Raw genomic sequence first — 15,830 nt, 5'->3', positions numbered from 1 at the left:
TTCCCTCCGCAGTTCCCAGTCTTTTGCCGGAACCTTTTTTCGTCGGCGCCGTTCCCTTCACAACATCGAAAGGAGAAGGTCATGAACAGCATCGTATGGTTGGTTGGCGCCGTCGTCATCGTCATCGCCGTTCTGAATCTTGTCGGATTCGCTTGATTTCATTCAAGAAATCCAGCGGAATTAAAGCTCCGCAAGAGAATCAAAGGGCGCCGGTGGGAGTACGACCGGCGCCTTTTCCTTATGCTCCGAAGAAGGCGGATCACTCCGCCAGAAGCAGCGCGAACGGGTGCTCGGCGAACACCCAGTTGACCACCACCTGCTCCTTCGGATCGATCGTTTGGCCGGTGCAGATGTCGCGGTAACGGCGGTTGCGGAGTTTTTCCGGCAGCGCGATTTCCGTTTCCGCCCAGCGTTCGGCGCGGGGCGGCGCAAGGCCGGCATGGAGGGCGCGGAAGACGAGGCGGGGCGCGATTACGATCAGCGCGTCGTCCGCCTCGGCGCGGGCGAAGGCGACGATGTTTTCCGCGCGCTTGCCGGTGGCCGACAGCGGTATGTAATCACCCTTGCGGAAGAGGCTCGGCACTTCCTGCCGGAGCCGGAGGAGGGCAGCGACGACATGCTGTTTCAGCCGGCCCGTCTGCCATTCCTTTTCGTCGTCTGAGGTAAGCTTTGCCTTTTCAGACAGGCGTTTCTGCAGGAGGTCAAAATTCGGTTCACGACGGTTGTCGGGATCGACGAGGCTGAAATCGAGCCCCTCGGTGCCCTGGTAGATATCCGGCACACCGGGTGCCGTGAGCTTGATGATGGTCTGGGTGAGGCTGTTGACAAGACCGGCACGGATGAAAGGGCGCAGCGTGTCGGCGAAGTCCGCGAGGAAGGCCCGATTGTCCGGCGAGAGAAGCTGGCGGGCATAATCGAGCACGGCCTTTTCGTAGGTCTCGTCTGAATCACCCCAGTTGGTGCGGAGCTTCGCCTCCCGCATTGCCTTTTCCACATAGGCGATGAAGCGTTCTTCAAGTGCTTTGAGACCTTCTGAATATTCCGGATGAAGATCCGTCGGCCAGACGCCGGCAAGCGCCTGGTACAGCATCCATTCGACTTCGGGCTCCGGGGCAGGGCCGTCATTGAGAGACTGCACGGCCTCACGGTTCGTCTCCCGCCAGCGCTTGACGCCTTCCGCCCAGAGATCCGGCGCTTCGGTGATGGTGTAGAGCCTTGCGCGGGCATCTTCGCCGCGCTTGGTGTCATGAGTGGAGGTGCCGGAAAGGGCATCCGGCTGCCTTTCGAGCCGCGTCTGCATTTCCTTGTGAAAACGGTCGAGAGAGAAGGGCCGGGGCAGAGGCTCGGCGCCCACTTCGTTCAAGGCCAGCGCCATGTGCTGGCGGAAGAACAGCGTATCCTCGACCGATTTCGCCATCAGCGGGCCGGTTAACTGCTGAAAGCGAGTACGGAAGATCGAGGCCTGGCTTCGAGCCTGTTGCTCGACATCGCCAGCCAGAATGCGTTCGAGGAAGGCGAGCGCCTGAAGGTCGGGAGCATTCGTGCTCCGGCGGACCTGGTCGAGGACATGATCCAGCATCTCCCGGCTTTCCGGCGGGAGGCCGTCACGGGTGCCATAGGTGCGGTATACCGGGAAAGCGACCAGCAGTTCGCGCAATGCCGATCTGATCGAAATCTCGGAAAGGGTGGATTGCCGGTCCTCCGCCCGGCCGATCTGCAGCGCAAGCTTTACGAGAGCCGCAACTTCGCCGGCGAAGTTATTGTCCGCGATCAGCAATTTCGCGCTGCGCAATTCGGCTCGCATGTCTATCGGCTGGCCGACAACCTTTTCATAGGCGGCGCTGAGTTCATCCAGTTTCTCGCCATCCACCAGCGCATCGCTGACCGCCGCGATGAACTCATAGCCGGTCGTGCCGGAGACCGGCCAGTCGGCCGGAACATGTTCGCGTTGGCCGAGGATCTTTTCGACGGTGATGTAGCAGTCCGGTCCCGCTTCGCGACGCAGGCGCTCCAGATAGGCTTTCGGATCCGCAAGACCATCGACATGGTCGACGCGCAGGCCATCCACCTTGCCATTGTGGACGAGTTCGAGGATCAAACGGTGCGTATCGTCGAAGACCGCTCCGTCCTCCACCCGCATGCCGGCGAGGCCGGTGATCTCGAAGAAGCGCCGGTAGGAGAGTTCGCGGCGGGCATCGCGCCAGGACATCAGGCGGTAGGTTTGCCGGTCGTGCAACTCGGCAATGGCTGGCTTGTCGGCGATCTCCAACACTTCGGCCTCGCGGCCGGAATAAGTTGCCGGGTTCAACGGATAGAAGGTCTCGTAATAGGCGAGCGCCGGTTTTCCGGTCTTCGGGTCTGGTCGAACCGAGATTTCACCCGCCTCCAGCACGGTTTCGAACGTGTCGCCCAGAAATGGCAGCGTCAGGCGTCGGCTCCAGTCTATATCGAAATGGCGCGCATAACGGCTCGTCTCGCCGTTTTCGATCACATCGCGCCACCATGGGTTTTCGAGCGATGCCGCCATGTGGTTCGGCACGATATCGAGGATCAGGCCGAGGCCTGCCGCTTTCAATACCCTGACCATCCGTTCAAAACCCTCGCGGCCACCGATCGACGGGTCGATCTCGTTGGCATCGGTCACGTCATAACCGTGGGTGGAACCGGAGGTTGCGGCGAAGATGGGCGATGCGTAGAGGTGGCTGATGCCGAGGCGTTTGAGATAGGGCACCAGCGCCGCAGCGCGGTCGAAGGTCATGCCGTTGCGGAACTGGATGCGATAGGTCGCGGTCGGGATCATCTGGCGGCTCCCGTAGCTTCGAAGCAGGCGAGCGCGGAATTGGGCGGTAGTTCCGTCACGTTTTCGGGATGATCCTTCTTGGGATAGGCAAAGATGCCCTTGCCCGGCATGTCCGGGACGCCTTGTGTCTTGTCACCGATATTGACCGCCATGGAAAACTTGCCCCCCGGGAATTGCCAGGACACCGCAACAAAACCTTTGTCGGTCTTCACGATCCTGCCGGAGCGGCCGCCTGCCGAGCCGAGCAGCGGCACTATGATCTTCTGCCGCAGTTTCAGGAGCGACTTCGTGAAGTCCAGCCAATCCCGGCCCTGTGCGGATTTCATTTTTCCCCAGTCGAGCTTGCTGATGTCGAAGCTCTTTCTGGCATTGGGATCGGGTACGGTCTCGCCTTCATGGCCCGCATGCCCCTCGAATTCCTTGCGGCGACCTTCGCGCACTGCTTTTGCAAGATCGCCGTGGAAATCGGTGAAGAAGAGGAACGGATTCGTCTCCCCGTATTCCTCGCCCATGAAGAGAAGCGGAATATGCGGCGAAAGCAGGAGCGCAACGAGCAGCACCTTCACCTTGTCCGCTCCAGCCAACTCGATCAGCCTCTCCCCCTGGGCGCGATTGCCGACCTGATCGTGGTTTTGGATGAAATCCACGAAGGCGACCGGCGGCTGGTCGATGCTCTTGACGCCGCGCTTCCTGCCGGTCTGTGGCGACACCTCGCCCTGATAGGCGAACCCTTCCGTCAGCACGCGGGCGACCAGCTTTTCGGGGTCCTCGGCGAATTCCTTGTAATAGGCATGCGTTTCTCCCGTCGCAAACACATGTACCGCGTTGTGAAAATCGTCGTTCCACTCGCCGGTGAAGAGCGGTGCTGAACCGTCCTCGTTGCGCGGATGCAGGAAGATGACGTTGCGGCTGTCTTCCGTCGTCAGATGGATCGGCCGGTCGGTGATCTCGGCGCGGATGCGTTCGGCGATCTCGACCAGCACATGCTTTTCGGAGATATCCTCGATCTGGTCGATGGCGTCGAAGCGGAGGCCATCGAGATGGAATTCCTCCAGCCAGTAAAGCGCGCATTCCGCAATGTAGCGGCGGACAGGCTCGACGTCATAGGCGATCGCGGCGCCCCAGGGCGTCATCTTTTCTTTATGGAAGAAATCGGGCGCCAGGAGCGGCAGGTAATTGCCTTCCGGGCCGAAGTGATTGAGCACGATATCCAGCACGACCGAAAGGCCGTGGCCATGGGCGGCATCGATGAAAGCCTTGAAATCCTCCGGTGCGCCATAGGCCGCATGCGGCGCGTAGAGCAGCACGCCGTCGTACCCCCAGCCGCGGTTGCCGCCGAAATGGGCGACCGGCATTACCTCTATCATGGTGATGCCGAGCTCGGCGAGATGTGGCAGCTTGTCGATCGCGGCGCGGAAGGTACCCTGTTCGGTGAAGGTTCCGACATGCAGTTCGTAGACGACGGTCTCTTCCCATGGCCGGCCTTTCCAATCCGGATGCCGCCAGTCGTAGCTTGTGGGATCGATGACGAGGGAAGGGCCGTTGACATCCTTCCTCTGGCCTCGCGAAGCCGGATCGGGCACGACCATGCCGTCCGCCAGGACGTAGCTGTATTCCGCACCGGGTGTGACGCCGGTTGCCAGTAATTCGAACCACCCGTCGTCACTGCGGCTCATTTCGGTGTCTTCGCCGTTCAGGCGCAGCGCCACCGTTTTCTGGCCCGGCGCCCAGAGCCGGAAGCGCACTTCGCCGGCAGCGACATATTCGGCTCCCCATGTTTTTGGATAGATGCGGAACTCGGCTACGGCGTCCAGATCCGGCATATGCTCACCTGCCCCTGATTGAAAGAGACCGGCAAACGATCAAATGGCTTTGTGGTTCCATGGCACCTTTCTGGCGAAAGAAAATTGCTGGAACTCGCAATAAATAACAAGTTCGAAAGAGTGGCCTGCCGTGGTTTGAGGCCCTAAATTAGGCGCTATGCAGACGGTTTCGAGGAGGAGATCTTTGCATGCTGACAGATGAGGAGGAGCTCATCCGTTCCACCGCCGCGGAGTTTTCCCGCGAGGTTCTGAAACCCGGTGCCAGCGCGCGCGACAAGGCGCATGCGATCGAGCCGGACGTGCTGCGCCAGCTCGGCGAGCTCGGTTTTCTCGGCATGCGCGCGGGCGAGGAATGGGGTGGCGTCGGCTGTTCCTATGTCGCCTATGCCAGCGCGCTGATGGAGATCGCGGCCGGCGACGGGGCGGTTTCGACACTGGTCAGCGTCCACAATTCTCCCGTCTGTTCGCTCATCGACGCCCATGCTTCCGACGCCCAGAAGGAAACATTCCTGCGACCGCTCGCCGAGGGCCGGCATATCGGCGCCTTCGCGCTGACCGAGGCCGATACAGGCTCCGACGCTGCGGCGATCCGCACCCGCGCCACGAAAGACGGTGACGATTATGTCATCAACGGTTCGAAGATGTTCATCACCTCCGGCAAGATCGCCGGGACGATCATCATCTTTGCCGTGACCGATCCTTCGGCCGGCAAGCGCGGCATTTCCGCCTTCGTGACTTCAACCGATGTTCCGGGTTTCGCCGTCTCGAAGATCGAGGACAAGCTCGGGCAGAAGGCATCCGACACCGCGGCGCTGATGTTCGACAATCTTCGCATTCCCGAAAGCCAGCGGATCGGCGCGGAAGGCGCGGGGCTGAAGATCGCGCTCTCGGGTCTCGAAGCGGGTCGCATCGGCATCGCCGCGCAATGCGTCGGCATGGCGCAGGCGGCGTTCGATGTGGCGCTGACTTACGCCAAGGAGCGAAAGACCTTCGGCAAGATCTTGCTGGATCATCAGGCGATCGCGTTCCGGCTGGCCGATGCCAAGACGCAGATCGAGGCGGCTCGTCAACTCGTGCTGCATGCGGCGCGGCTGAAGGATCGCGGCGAACCCTGTCTCGACGAGGCCTGCATGGCCAAACTTTTCGCCTCCGAGATGGCGGAAAAGGTCTGCTCGGCGGCGATCCAGACGCTCGGCGGCTACGGCTATATTTCCGATTTCCCGGTCGAGCGCATCTATCGCGATGTACGCGTCTGCCAGATCTACGAGGGTACGTCCGATATCCAGAAGATCATCATCGCCCGCGGGCTTGCGAACTGAGGAGAGGCGGGATGCGGATCGAAGGCGGAAACTTTCTGGTCACCGGCGCTGCCTCCGGCCTCGGGCTCGCGACGGCTAAAATGCTGGTCGAAGCCGGCGGTAAGGTTGCTCTGCTCGACCTCGATGAAAAGAACGGTCAGGCGAAGGCGGAAGAACTGGGGGTTATCTTCGTGAAGGCGGATGTGCGGAGCGGCGAGGCGGTCGAGCAGGCGGTTGCGAAGGCGGAAGCGGTCAATGGTCCGATCCGCGGCGCGATCTGCTGCGCCGGCGTGGCGCCTTCGGAGAAGGTTCTCGGCAGGCAGGGCGTCCATGCGCTCGAAAGTTTCGTCCGCGCACTGGAGATCAACACGGTCGGCACGTTCAACGTGATCCGGCTGGCGGCGCAGGCCATTGCGAAGGCCGAGCCGAACGAGGAGGGCGAGCGCGGCGTGCTGGTCGCCACCGCGTCGGTCGCGGCCTATGACGGACAAATCGGCCAGGCCGCCTATTCCGCCTCCAAGGCGGCTGTGGCCGGCATGACGCTGCCGATCGCCCGCGAGCTTGCCCGCGACGGCATCCGCATGATGACGATCGCGCCGGGCATTTTCGAAACGCCGATGATGGCGGGCTTTTCCGAGGAGGTGCGCGCCTCGCTCGGCAAATCCGTGCCGTTTCCGCAGCGGCTCGGACGGCCGGCGGAATATGCACGCCTGGTGCGCGACATCATCGAAAACCCGATGCTCAACGGCGAGGTTATCCGCCTCGACGGCGCACTGCGCATGGCCCCGCGTTGACGGGGCTGAAATACTCGGTTCTTTGGGAGGAGAAGCGAATGACGGACGGACAAGGCAACAACCCCACGGGCAGGCTCAGCCTGCATGTGCCGGAGCCTGAGGTGAGGCCGGGGGGCAAGCCGGACTTTTCCAACGTGACCATCCCCAAGGCGGGTTCGGTGCGCCGGCCGGAGGTGGACGAACATCCGGAAGCGATGCGCGACCTCGCTTTCTCGATCATCCGCGTGCTGGACCGCGAAGGCGAGGCCGTCGGCCCCTGGGCCGGGTCGCTCACCAATGAGGAACTGATGGAGGGCCTCAGGCACATGATGCTGCTGCGCGCCTTCGACAGCCGGATGCTGATGGCGCAACGGCAGGGCAAGACCTCGTTCTACATGCAGCATCTCGGCGAGGAGGCGGTCTCCTGCGCCTTCCGAAAGGCACTGCTGCCCGGCGACATGAACTTTCCGACCTACCGGCAGGCCGGCCTTCTGATCGCCGGCGGTTACCCCATGGTCGACATGATGAACGAGATCTATTCCAACGATGCCGATCCACTGAAGGGGCGACAGCTACCGGTCCTCTACTCCTCCAAGGAATACGGGTTCTTCACCATTTCCGGAAATCTCGCCACGCAATATATCCAGGCTGTCGGCTGGGCGATGGCATCTGCCATCAAGAACGATACCAAGATCGCCGCCGGCTGGATCGGCGACGGAGCGACGGCGGAGTCGGACTTCCATGCGGCCCTGGTATTTGCCTCCACCTACCGGGCGCCGGTCATCCTCAATGTCGTCAACAACCAGTGGGCCATTTCCACCTTTCAGGGCATAGCACGCGGCGGTTCGGGTACGTTTGCGGCGCGGGGCCTCGGTTTCGGCCTGCCGTCGCTGCGCGTCGACGGCAACGATTATCTCGCCGTGCATGCGGTCGCCAAATGGGCGGCGGAACGGGCGCGGCGCAATATCGGCCCGACGCTGATCGAATATGTCACCTATCGCGTCGGGGCGCATTCAACCTCCGACGATCCGTCCGCCTATCGGCCGAAGGAGGAGTCGGAAGCCTGGCCGCTCGGCGATCCGGTCATCCGGCTGAAGAACCATCTGATCCGGATCGGCGCCTGGAGCGAGGAGCGCCACAAGCAGATGGAGGCGGAAATCCGAGATACTGTCGTGGCGGCGCAGAAGGAGGCGGAGAAGCACGGGACGCTTCATTCCGGCGGGCGACCTTCGATGCGGGACATGTTCGAGGGTGTGTACGCGGAGATGCCGCCGCATCTGAAGCGGCAGCGGCAGCAGGCGGGGGTGTGAGGATGAGTTTGTTGAACGCTTGGACACCGAGCCCCCTCATCCGACCCTTCGGGCCACCTTCTCCCCGTGGGGAGAAGGGAAGTGCTGCGCCATCTCCACTCCTCCTCTCCCCTCGGGGAGAGGGTGGCCGAGCGAAGCGGAGGCCGGGTGAGGGGGCCTCTTGCTCCAACTTCAAATCCATGGAGGCCTCCTCATGCCACGCATGACGATGATTGAGGCGATCCGCAGCGCCATGGATGTCTCCATGGAGCGCGACGGCGATGTGGTCGTGTTCGGCGAAGATGTCGGCTATTTCGGCGGCGTCTTCCGCGGCACGCAGGGCCTGCAGCAGAAATACGGCAAGACGCGCTGTTTCGATGTGCCGATCAACGAATCCGGCATCGTCGGTGCTGCGATCGGCATGGCGGCCTATGGCCTGAAACCCTGCGTCGAGATCCAGTTCGCCGATTACATGTATCCGGCCTATGACCAGTTGACCCAGGAGGCGGCGCGGCTGCGCTATCGCTCGAACGGCGATTTCACCTGCCCCGTGACAATCCGCATGCCGACCGGCGGCGGCATCTTTGGCGGTCAGACGCATAGCCAGAGCCCGGAGGCGCTGTTCACTCATGTCTGCGGCCTGCAAGTGGTGGTACCGTCCAATCCCTACGATGCCAAGGGTCTGCTGATTTCCTCGATCGAGAACCCGGACCCCGTGATCTTCCTCGAACCGAAGAGGCTTTATAATGGCCCGTTCGACGGGCATCACGACAAGCCTGTAACGTCCTGGGCAGCGCATCCGCTCGGCGAGGTGCCGGCGGAGCATTATACCGTGCCGCTCGGCAAGGCGGTGGTGCGCCGGCCTGGATCGGCGGTGACCGTGCTCGCCTATGGCACGATGGTGCATGTGGCCGAGGCGACGGCGGAGGAGACGGGCATCGATGCGGAGGTAATCGACCTTAGGACGTTGTTGCCGCTCGATCTGGAAACCATCGTCCAATCCGTGAAGAAGACCGGCCGGTGCATGGTCGTGCATGAGGCGACGCTGACCTCCGGCTTCGGCGCGGAACTGGCGGCGCTGGTGCAGGAGCATTGCTTCTACCACCTCGAAGCGCCGATCGTGCGTGTCGCCGGCTGGGACACGCCTTATCCGCATGCGCAGGAATGGGATTATTTTCCGGGGCCGGCGCGCGTCGGCCGGGCGCTGCGCGAAATGATGGAGGCTTGAGATGGGCGAGAAGATCATCAAGCTGCCGGATGTCGGCGAAGGTGTCGCGGAGGCCGAGCTTGTCGAGTGGCATGTGAAGGTTGGTGATATCGTGCAGGAGGACATGGTGCTTGCCGCCGTGATGACCGGCAAGGCGACCGTGGAAATCCCGTCGCCGGTGGAGGGCGAGGTGACCTTCCGCCACGGCGAGATCGGCGATGTGATTGCGACGGGTACCGTCATCCTGAAGATCAGAACTCCCGGGGACGATGGCGATAGCGACGTGGAGCCTCACATCGCGGCTCCTCAGCCGGAAAAGGCGCCGGAGGTCACTCCTCTTGTCGTCGAGCCGAAACAGCAGCCGGTTGCGGAGAAGCCGAAGCCGGTGACGGAGGCGGCTTCGGCGAAGCCTGCAGCGACTTCCCTGCCGAAGGGGGCGGGGGCTCCGCGCGCTGAAGGCGAAAAGCCGCTGGCCCCTCCCGCCGTGCGCCTGCGCGCCAAGGAAGCCGGTGTGGATTTGCGGCAGGTGCCGGGAAGCGGTCCGGCCGGACGCATCACCCATGAGGACCTTGACGCATTCCTGAGTCGCGAAAGTGGTGGCGCAGCCGCTGCCGGTCTCCAGCCGAACAAGAGCGTGCAGGAGGTGAAGGTCGTCGGCCTGCGCCGCCGGATCGCCGAAAAGATGGCGCTCGCCAAGTCGCGTATCCCTCACATCACCTATGTGGAGGAGGTGGACATGACGGCGCTGGAAGAACTGCGCGGGCGGCTCAACGGCAATCAGAAGCCGGGCAAGCCGAAGCTGACGATCCTGCCCTTCCTGATGCGCGCCATGGTGAAAGCGATTGCCGAGCAGCCGGGGATCAATGCGCATTTCGATGACGAGGCGGGCGTCATCCGTCAGTTCGGTGGCGTGCATATCGGCATTGCGGCGCAGACGCCTTCGGGGCTTGTCGTGCCGGTGGTGAAGCATGCGGAGGCACGCGACATCTTCGACTGCGCCCGCGAGGTGACCCGACTTTCCGATGCCGCAAAGAGCGGCACCGCCCAGCGGGAAGAGCTTTCGGGCTCGACGATCACCATCAGTTCGCTCGGCGCCATGGGCGGCATCGTCTCGACGCCGGTCATCAACCATCCGGAAGTGGCCATTATCGGCGTCAACAAGATGGCGATCCGGCCGCATTGGGACGGCACGCAGTTCGTTCCACGCAGGATGATGAACCTGTCTTCCAGCTTCGATCACCGAGTGATCGACGGCTGGGATGCGGCAACCTTCGTGCAGCGGCTGAAGGCGCTTTTGGAAACGCCGGCGCTTATCTTCGTCGAGGAGTGAGGTGAAAGAAGAACAATGAAGGATATCACCTGCAAACTTCTCGTCATAGGGGCCGGTCCGGGGGGCTATGTCTGCGCCATCCGGGCCGGCCAACTGGGGGTGGACACGGTCATCGTCGAAATGGCGAAACCCGGCGGCACCTGTCTCAATATCGGGTGTATCCCATCCAAGGCGCTGATCCACGCGGCTGACGATTTCCACAACACGGTCATCATGGCGGCGGGCAAAAATGCGATGGGCATCCGGGCTGAAAATCCCGCCATCGACCTTGCGAAGACCATGGCCTGGAAGGACGGCATTACCGGCCGGTTGACCATGGGCGTGTCTGGCCTCCTGAAAAAGGCGGGTGTCAAAATCGTCGTCGGCCGTGCGAAATTCCGGGACGGCAAGACAGTGGCGGTGGAGACGGAGACCGGCGAGCAGGTGATCCGGGCGGAAAACATCGTCATCGCCACGGGCTCGGCACCGGTCGAGCTGCCGGCGCTACCCTTCGGCGGTAAGGTGATTTCCTCGACTGGTGCTCTGTCCCTGACCCAAGTTCCGCAAAGGCTGGCGGTGGTGGGAGCAGGTTATATCGGCCTGGAACTCGGCATCGCCTTCGCCAAGCTGGGGTCGAAGGTCACGATCGTCGAAGCGCTCGACCGCATCCTGCCGCTCTACGATACACAACTCACGCAGCCGATCGCGAAAAGGCTTTCGGCCCTGGGCGTCGAAGTTCTGCTCGGCACCAAGGTGAAGAGCATGTCCTCGAACGGCGAGGCGTTGCTGGCCGAGACCGGCGAGGGCGAGGAAAAGCGCATCGCCGCCGACAAGGTGCTGGTCACCATCGGGCGCAGGCCGTTGACCGAGGGCTGGGGCCGCGAGGAACTGGAACTCGACATGGACGGCCGGTTCCTCAGGATCGACGAGCAGTGCCGCACCGCGATGCGCGGCATCTACGCGGTCGGCGACGTGACAGGCGAACCGATGCTGGCGCACCGGGCGATGGCGCAGGGCGAGATGGTGGCCGAAATCGTCTCCGGCAAACGCCGCTCCTGGGACAAGCGCGCCATTCCCGCCGTCTGCTTTACCGACCCGGAAATCGTTTCGGTGGGCTTGTCGCCGGATGAAGCGCGGGCGGGTGGGCGTGAGGTCAAGATCGGGCAGTTTCCGTTCACTGCCAATGGTCGGGCGATGACCTTGTCGGCGGAAGAGGGTTTCGTGCGGGTGGTGACGCGCGCCGACAACCACCTCGTTCTCGGCATCCAAGGGGTGGGAGCGGGGATTTCGGAACTGTCGGCGGCGTTCTCGCTGGCGCTAGAGATGGGCGCGCGGCTGGAGGATATAGCGGGAACGATCCATGCGCATCCGACCCAGTCCGAAGCCTTTGCCGAGTCGGCGCTGAAAGCGCTGGGGCATGCGCTGCATATTTGAGCGTGTCGGCACCAGGGTCGCCGTGGACACGCAGATCAACGCACACCGTATTGGTGGGTTGAACGGGGGCGATGATGAAGAAACTGTTTGCGATATGCTTGGCCTGTCTGTTCGTGCCGGCGGCGGCGCTTGCCGAAACGCGGTGCGGCTGGCTGATCAATCCGAGCCCTCGCAACTGGACGCTGGTTGATGCGGAGAGCGAATGGCTGATCATGCTCCAGGGTGGCTACGGAGCGAAAGGCATGGACAAGATCAAGGACATGGCCGAGGGCGAGCATGTGACCATCAACTACAGTCACGGCTACGCCTGCTTCTGCATGAATGTTTCGAGCGACAAGGACGGCAGCATCAGGCAGATTTTCTCCACCCGTCAACTGCCCTTGTCGAAATGCCGGCGTGATCCCGAGCTGCACGAACCTCGGACGGACGAATAGGCTTGCCGCGCAATCCGGCCGGTTTGATGCAGGAACGTCCTAGAGTTCCAGCAGAGCATACGGTTTCCCGGTCGGCTTCTCGATATGCGAGGCGACGTTGTAGACCGGAGCGCCGCCGGGGGTCTTGCCCTCATAGGTGCCGCGATGGGCATGGCCGTGAACGACGGCAGACACGGGGAAGCGGTCGATGGTTTCCGCGAGGCGCGAGGAGCCGAGGAAGGGATAGATTTCCTCGGGTTCTCCGGCAACGGTCTCACGGATCGGCGCATAGTGCAACACGACCATCGCCCGCTCGGAACGAACCTGCCGCAGCGCATTTTCCAGCCGCATGGTTTCCTCGACGCTTTCCGTCACCATGGCCTTGATTGCCGGTTCACCGAAGGAGCCGAGCATGTGGCGGCCAAAACCGCCGGCAAAGCCCTTCGCGCCAGCAAAACCGACGCCGTCGATCTCGACCGCCTGGCCTTCGAGGAGATGGATGCCAGCCTCCTTGAGAATATGGGTGACCTCCTCGACGCAACCGCATTCGTAGTCGTGGTTGCCGAGCACGCCGACGATGGGGATGGAGCAGGAGCGCAGGTCGGAGGCCAGGATTTCGGCCTCCTTGACCTTGCCGAGGTCGGTAAGGTCGCCAGTCAGGACGAGGATGTCGGCGGCCTGGGAGATCTCGGAAAATAGATCCTTGTAGGAGGTCGTGCCATGTTCCTTGACATGCAGGTCGCCCATGGCGGCGATCCTCGCCTTCTTCGTCCCGGGCCTGGTCGTTTCCTTCTTTTCCGGCGCTTTGCTCACGCGGGACCTCCTTCAGCAATTTCCTCTTGCACGCCGTCGCGCAGGTCGCCTTCGCCGCCGACATCGGCAAAGCCCCATTCCTTCACGTCGATCTCGAAATCCACGCGGCTGAACATGCGGCCGCGGCAGACCTTCATCTGCGGCAGCGGCAGCTCGCGCTGTGCCTTCAGCCGATCGAGCAGCTCGTCCAGCAGCCAGTCCGGCACCTTGTCGCGCTCGGTCGGATAGATCCAGCGGAAGTTCAGGAGGTGGATCAACAGCACTTCCCAATGCACTTCCATGTGGTTCAGAAGCCGTTCCCAGTCGATCTCGGCATGGGCTCGCAGGATCATGTGGACGATGTCGCCACCGTCATAGCGATGACGGAGCTGCACGAAGCATTTCGACCAGATGAGTTCGGTCGGCGCGATGATGCGCACCTTGTGGCCGTTCATGTCGATCTGGCGGGCGTTTTCGAACCAGGCGTCGCTGATCGGCATGGTGCCGTTCGAGGCGGCAAAGATGACGTCGAAGAAATGCCGGCCCTTTTTTACCTTGCCGAGCCAGCGGTCGTCCTCGACCTCAATCTCATAGCCCTTTTCCTTGAAGTGCGCGAGAATTCGGGCATAGTCGCCAGCTTTGCAGAAGATGTCCAGATCCTTCGTCTGGCGGGTAATACCCGTATAGGCGCTGATGGCGAAGGTGCCAGCGAGCAGGAAGGGGATATGACAATCGACCAGATCCTCGAGTGCTTCGGCGACAAAAGCCTCGGCATCCGCGTCGGCCAGTGTCGGAGCGGCCTTCACTTCCATGCCCGGCATGGTATCGACCGGGTGAGCATCCTTGTCGCGGGGCAGCTTCTGCCCGGCGACGAGGTTCTGCGCGGTGTTGACGTCGGCGTTCATCGGCAATCTCCGAATGTCGGTTGCGCAGGGGAACACCTGGAATGGTCCTGTGGTTCCGCGACCGGTCGTTTTGCCGAACCGTGGGCCGATCCTCAGCGCTCCGGATTGTCGGCATTCGCCATGGGGCTGGCGCGCCCGTCCGGCTGGTCGCCAGCCTCGCGCTGGTCGCGTTCCTGCAGGTCGGCATCGACAAGATAGCCATCCTTGTTGCCGAGGCGGGCCGCTTCCTTCAGCGCCTCCGGATTGGTCGTGTCGAGCTGTTCGTCGGTGATGCCGTTATCCGCGGCCTTCTTGCCTGTTGCGCTCATCGTCAGGTCCCTTTCTTAAAATCCCGGCGCGCACCGATATCGGACGCCGATGTCGATAAGCCTCTCAGCAGAACACATCGGCCGGCGAGAGGTTCCGCAGGCATAGGGAGGGAAGGCAGGGGGAACCAAAACCCGATTGTCCGGTTGGGTTTGAAAATCCAGACGAGGAGACAGACATGCCCGCAAAATCCAAGGCACAGCAGAAAGCAGCCGGTGCGGCACTTGCCGCCAAGCGCGGTGACATCAAGAAGAGCGAGCTGAAGGGCGCTTCGAAAGGCATGGAAAAATCCATGAGCGAGAAGCAACTCGAGGATTTCGCTTCGACAAAACGCAAGGGCAAACCGGAACACGCCGCTCACCGTTGATCCAAGGAGGTCGCATCCGGACCGGAACTTCGCGGAAAGATCGACGTTCTTCGAAACGCACGTCTTTTCGCGGAGGAGGAAGCCATGCCGCCGGAGGAACTGGATGCGACGCTCATTGCCCTGCCGCTCAGGATCGGCGTCTATATTCCCGACGACCTTATGGAGGATTGGTTTGCCCCAGGCACGGGGATGAAGCCGGTCAGCGACGCTGCCCTCGCGGCAGCCGAGGCCTATGGACGCCGTTTCGAATGCGAGTTCAAATATTACCCGGAGCGGATGGAAGGCGTCTTCTGGAAATGGGTTCCGGCGATGTGACCTCACCAGAATGTCCAAACGCACCAGGTGGCTCGCCGCGCCACTCAAGATCGTTTCCTTCCAGATGAATTAGGACGCGACCGGTCCGCCAATGGCGCGGCGGCACAACCCATAATGACAGCGGAGCGACATTCGACAGTTCGCGGCAGCAAATGCTTTCCCGCGCTCTTCCCGGCTTACTCCACGCCATAAGATCTTAAACATCGACCGGAAGGATTGGTTCCCAAAAAAACGATTCGGGCGTTATTTTTTTGCCCGAATCATCAAAATTCACATGGAATACCGGTTTTTCAGCGATTCGAATTTTGCCAGCTGTTCGCCGATCAGTTCACGGTTTTCGTCCCGCTTGACGAACACCTTGAACATGGCTGAGCCTTTTTCATTCATGAACCAGACTGAACAGGAGCGGCGGCCGTGGAAGGCACGGTCGACGAAGGTCACCGAGACGCAGTTGTCCTTCTTGATATGACCGCCGATCGGGCTGTCGCCGTGGATGTTGAACCAACCATGGGCTTCCGACCCCATCGGCAGGGTGCCTTCGGCTTCCAGCACGATGTCTTCCGTATGAACGATGAAGAGCACTTCGCCCCAGCTGGCCATCTCGGCCCAGATATCCAGGAAATGTTCCTTGCCGGCAATGACGGCGGCGCCCTTCGGAAGGATTTCGAGGATCTCGGCCGGCGTAACGTCGGCCTTGCCGGCAATCGCCTCGACGACGCCGTCCGGCTTTTCGGCCAGCGCCGCCAGTGCCCGCTCGCGGCGGTCCGGCTTGATATCGGTAACGGCGTTCATGACGAGC

General features: G+C 62.1%; 15 protein-coding genes. 9 read left to right on the top strand and 6 right to left on the bottom strand.

What is annotated here, in order from left to right:
• Positions 1–259: 259 nt before the first annotated feature.
• Both treY and treZ read right to left on the bottom strand, forming a co-directional pair.
• Positions 260–2,800 (bottom strand): malto-oligosyltrehalose synthase, encoded by a 2,541-nt coding sequence (treY, locus tag DMO26_RS09255; RefSeq protein ID WP_117191766.1) that lies wholly within the window; start codon positions 2,798–2,800, stop codon positions 260–262.
• Positions 2,797–4,623: a malto-oligosyltrehalose trehalohydrolase gene (gene treZ, locus DMO26_RS09250; RefSeq protein WP_117191765.1), complete on the bottom strand. Its 1,827-nt coding sequence runs from the start codon at positions 4,621–4,623 to the stop codon at positions 2,797–2,799. The genes treY and treZ overlap by 4 nt, the downstream gene beginning before the upstream one ends.
• 188 nt (positions 4,624–4,811) lie before the next feature.
• Between treZ and DMO26_RS09245 the strand changes: the two genes are divergently transcribed.
• The 7 genes from DMO26_RS09245 (at position 4,812) to DMO26_RS09215 (ending at position 12,367) form a co-directional block, all read left to right on the top strand.
• Positions 4,812–5,942 carry an acyl-CoA dehydrogenase family protein gene (locus DMO26_RS09245; protein ID WP_117191764.1) on the top strand — a complete coding sequence of 377 codons (1,131 nt, stop codon included), beginning with the start codon at positions 4,812–4,814 and terminating at the stop codon, positions 5,940–5,942.
• An 11-nt stretch (positions 5,943–5,953) separates the two neighbouring features.
• Complete coding sequence (locus DMO26_RS09240) at positions 5,954–6,715, top strand: SDR family NAD(P)-dependent oxidoreductase (RefSeq protein WP_117191763.1); 762 nt, start codon at positions 5,954–5,956, stop codon at positions 6,713–6,715.
• A gap of 38 nt (positions 6,716–6,753) precedes the next feature.
• Positions 6,754–8,004 carry a 3-methyl-2-oxobutanoate dehydrogenase (2-methylpropanoyl-transferring) subunit alpha gene (locus DMO26_RS09235; RefSeq protein WP_117191762.1) on the top strand — a complete coding sequence of 417 codons (1,251 nt, stop codon included), beginning with the start codon at positions 6,754–6,756 and terminating at the stop codon, positions 8,002–8,004.
• Between the two features lie 193 nt (positions 8,005–8,197).
• A complete protein-coding gene (locus DMO26_RS09230) occupies positions 8,198–9,211 on the top strand; it encodes an alpha-ketoacid dehydrogenase subunit beta (RefSeq protein WP_117191761.1) in 1,014 nt (337 codons plus the stop codon).
• Between the two features lies 1 nt (position 9,212).
• Positions 9,213–10,520 (top strand): dihydrolipoamide acetyltransferase family protein, encoded by a 1,308-nt coding sequence (locus tag DMO26_RS09225; protein WP_117191760.1) that lies wholly within the window; start codon positions 9,213–9,215, stop codon positions 10,518–10,520.
• A gap of 15 nt (positions 10,521–10,535) precedes the next feature.
• Positions 10,536–11,933: a dihydrolipoyl dehydrogenase gene (gene lpdA, locus DMO26_RS09220; protein ID WP_117191759.1), complete on the top strand. Its 1,398-nt coding sequence runs from the start codon at positions 10,536–10,538 to the stop codon at positions 11,931–11,933.
• Positions 11,934–12,004: 71 nt separating this feature from the next.
• On the top strand, positions 12,005–12,367 hold the full coding sequence (locus DMO26_RS09215) for a DUF4087 domain-containing protein (protein WP_404947029.1): 363 nt from the start codon (positions 12,005–12,007) through the stop codon (positions 12,365–12,367).
• A gap of 39 nt (positions 12,368–12,406) precedes the next feature.
• Here the strand turns inward: DMO26_RS09215 and DMO26_RS09210 are convergent, their stop codons facing one another.
• The 3 genes from DMO26_RS09210 to DMO26_RS09200 all read right to left on the bottom strand — a co-directional run bounded on the left by DMO26_RS09210 (position 12,407) and on the right by DMO26_RS09200 (position 14,351).
• Entirely contained in the window at positions 12,407–13,093 is a 687-nt protein-coding gene (locus DMO26_RS09210) for a metallophosphoesterase family protein (protein ID WP_117191937.1), read from the bottom strand.
• A gap of 62 nt (positions 13,094–13,155) precedes the next feature.
• Positions 13,156–13,950 (bottom strand): nucleotidyltransferase family protein, encoded by a 795-nt coding sequence (locus DMO26_RS09205; protein ID WP_117191936.1) that lies wholly within the window; start codon positions 13,948–13,950, stop codon positions 13,156–13,158.
• Positions 13,951–14,135: 185 nt separating this feature from the next.
• Entirely contained in the window at positions 14,136–14,351 is a 216-nt protein-coding gene (locus tag DMO26_RS09200; protein WP_117191758.1) for a hypothetical protein, read from the bottom strand.
• 176 nt (positions 14,352–14,527) lie between these two features.
• Between DMO26_RS09200 and DMO26_RS09195 the strand changes: the two genes are divergently transcribed.
• A complete protein-coding gene (locus DMO26_RS09195) occupies positions 14,528–14,716 on the top strand; it encodes a DUF3008 family protein (protein WP_117191757.1) in 189 nt (62 codons plus the stop codon).
• A gap of 84 nt (positions 14,717–14,800) precedes the next feature.
• Complete coding sequence (locus tag DMO26_RS09190) at positions 14,801–15,031, top strand: hypothetical protein (protein WP_117191756.1); 231 nt, start codon at positions 14,801–14,803, stop codon at positions 15,029–15,031.
• Between the two features lie 270 nt (positions 15,032–15,301).
• Here DMO26_RS09190 and hutX read toward each other — a convergent pair whose 3' ends face one another.
• Entirely contained in the window at positions 15,302–15,823 is a 522-nt protein-coding gene (gene hutX / locus DMO26_RS09185) for a heme utilization cystosolic carrier protein HutX (RefSeq protein WP_117191935.1), read from the bottom strand.
• Between the last annotated feature and the right edge of the window lie 7 nt (positions 15,824–15,830).

The sequence above is a fragment of the Rhizobium terrae genome, assembly GCF_003425685.1.
Taxonomy (GTDB): Bacteria; Pseudomonadota; Alphaproteobacteria; order Rhizobiales; family Rhizobiaceae; genus Neorhizobium; species Neorhizobium terrae.
This window is presented reverse-complemented; position numbering and strand designations above follow the sequence as displayed.

Excerpts from the sequence above, each read along its gene's own strand:
- treY (WP_117191766.1), bottom strand. The coding sequence starts at position 2,800 with ATGATCCCGACCGCGACCTATCGCATCCAGTTCCGCAACGGCATGACC.
- treZ (WP_117191765.1), bottom strand. The coding sequence starts at position 4,623 with ATGCCGGATCTGGACGCCGTAGCCGAGTTCCGCATCTATCCAAAAACA.
- DMO26_RS09245 (WP_117191764.1), top strand. The coding sequence starts at position 4,812 with ATGCTGACAGATGAGGAGGAGCTCATCCGTTCCACCGCCGCGGAGTTT.
- DMO26_RS09240 (WP_117191763.1), top strand. The coding sequence starts at position 5,954 with ATGCGGATCGAAGGCGGAAACTTTCTGGTCACCGGCGCTGCCTCCGGC.
- DMO26_RS09235 (WP_117191762.1), top strand. The coding sequence starts at position 6,754 with ATGACGGACGGACAAGGCAACAACCCCACGGGCAGGCTCAGCCTGCAT.
- DMO26_RS09230 (WP_117191761.1), top strand. The coding sequence starts at position 8,198 with ATGCCACGCATGACGATGATTGAGGCGATCCGCAGCGCCATGGATGTC.
- DMO26_RS09225 (WP_117191760.1), top strand. The coding sequence starts at position 9,213 with ATGGGCGAGAAGATCATCAAGCTGCCGGATGTCGGCGAAGGTGTCGCG.
- lpdA (WP_117191759.1), top strand. The coding sequence starts at position 10,536 with ATGAAGGATATCACCTGCAAACTTCTCGTCATAGGGGCCGGTCCGGGG.
- DMO26_RS09215 (WP_404947029.1), top strand. The coding sequence starts at position 12,005 with ATGATGAAGAAACTGTTTGCGATATGCTTGGCCTGTCTGTTCGTGCCG.
- DMO26_RS09210 (WP_117191937.1), bottom strand. The coding sequence starts at position 13,093 with ATGGGCGACCTGCATGTCAAGGAACATGGCACGACCTCCTACAAGGAT.
- DMO26_RS09205 (WP_117191936.1), bottom strand. The coding sequence starts at position 13,950 with ATGGAAGTGAAGGCCGCTCCGACACTGGCCGACGCGGATGCCGAGGCT.
- DMO26_RS09200 (WP_117191758.1), bottom strand. The coding sequence starts at position 14,351 with ATGAGCGCAACAGGCAAGAAGGCCGCGGATAACGGCATCACCGACGAA.
- DMO26_RS09195 (WP_117191757.1), top strand. The coding sequence starts at position 14,528 with ATGCCCGCAAAATCCAAGGCACAGCAGAAAGCAGCCGGTGCGGCACTT.
- DMO26_RS09190 (WP_117191756.1), top strand. The coding sequence starts at position 14,801 with ATGCCGCCGGAGGAACTGGATGCGACGCTCATTGCCCTGCCGCTCAGG.
- hutX (WP_117191935.1), bottom strand. The coding sequence starts at position 15,823 with ATGAACGCCGTTACCGATATCAAGCCGGACCGCCGCGAGCGGGCACTG.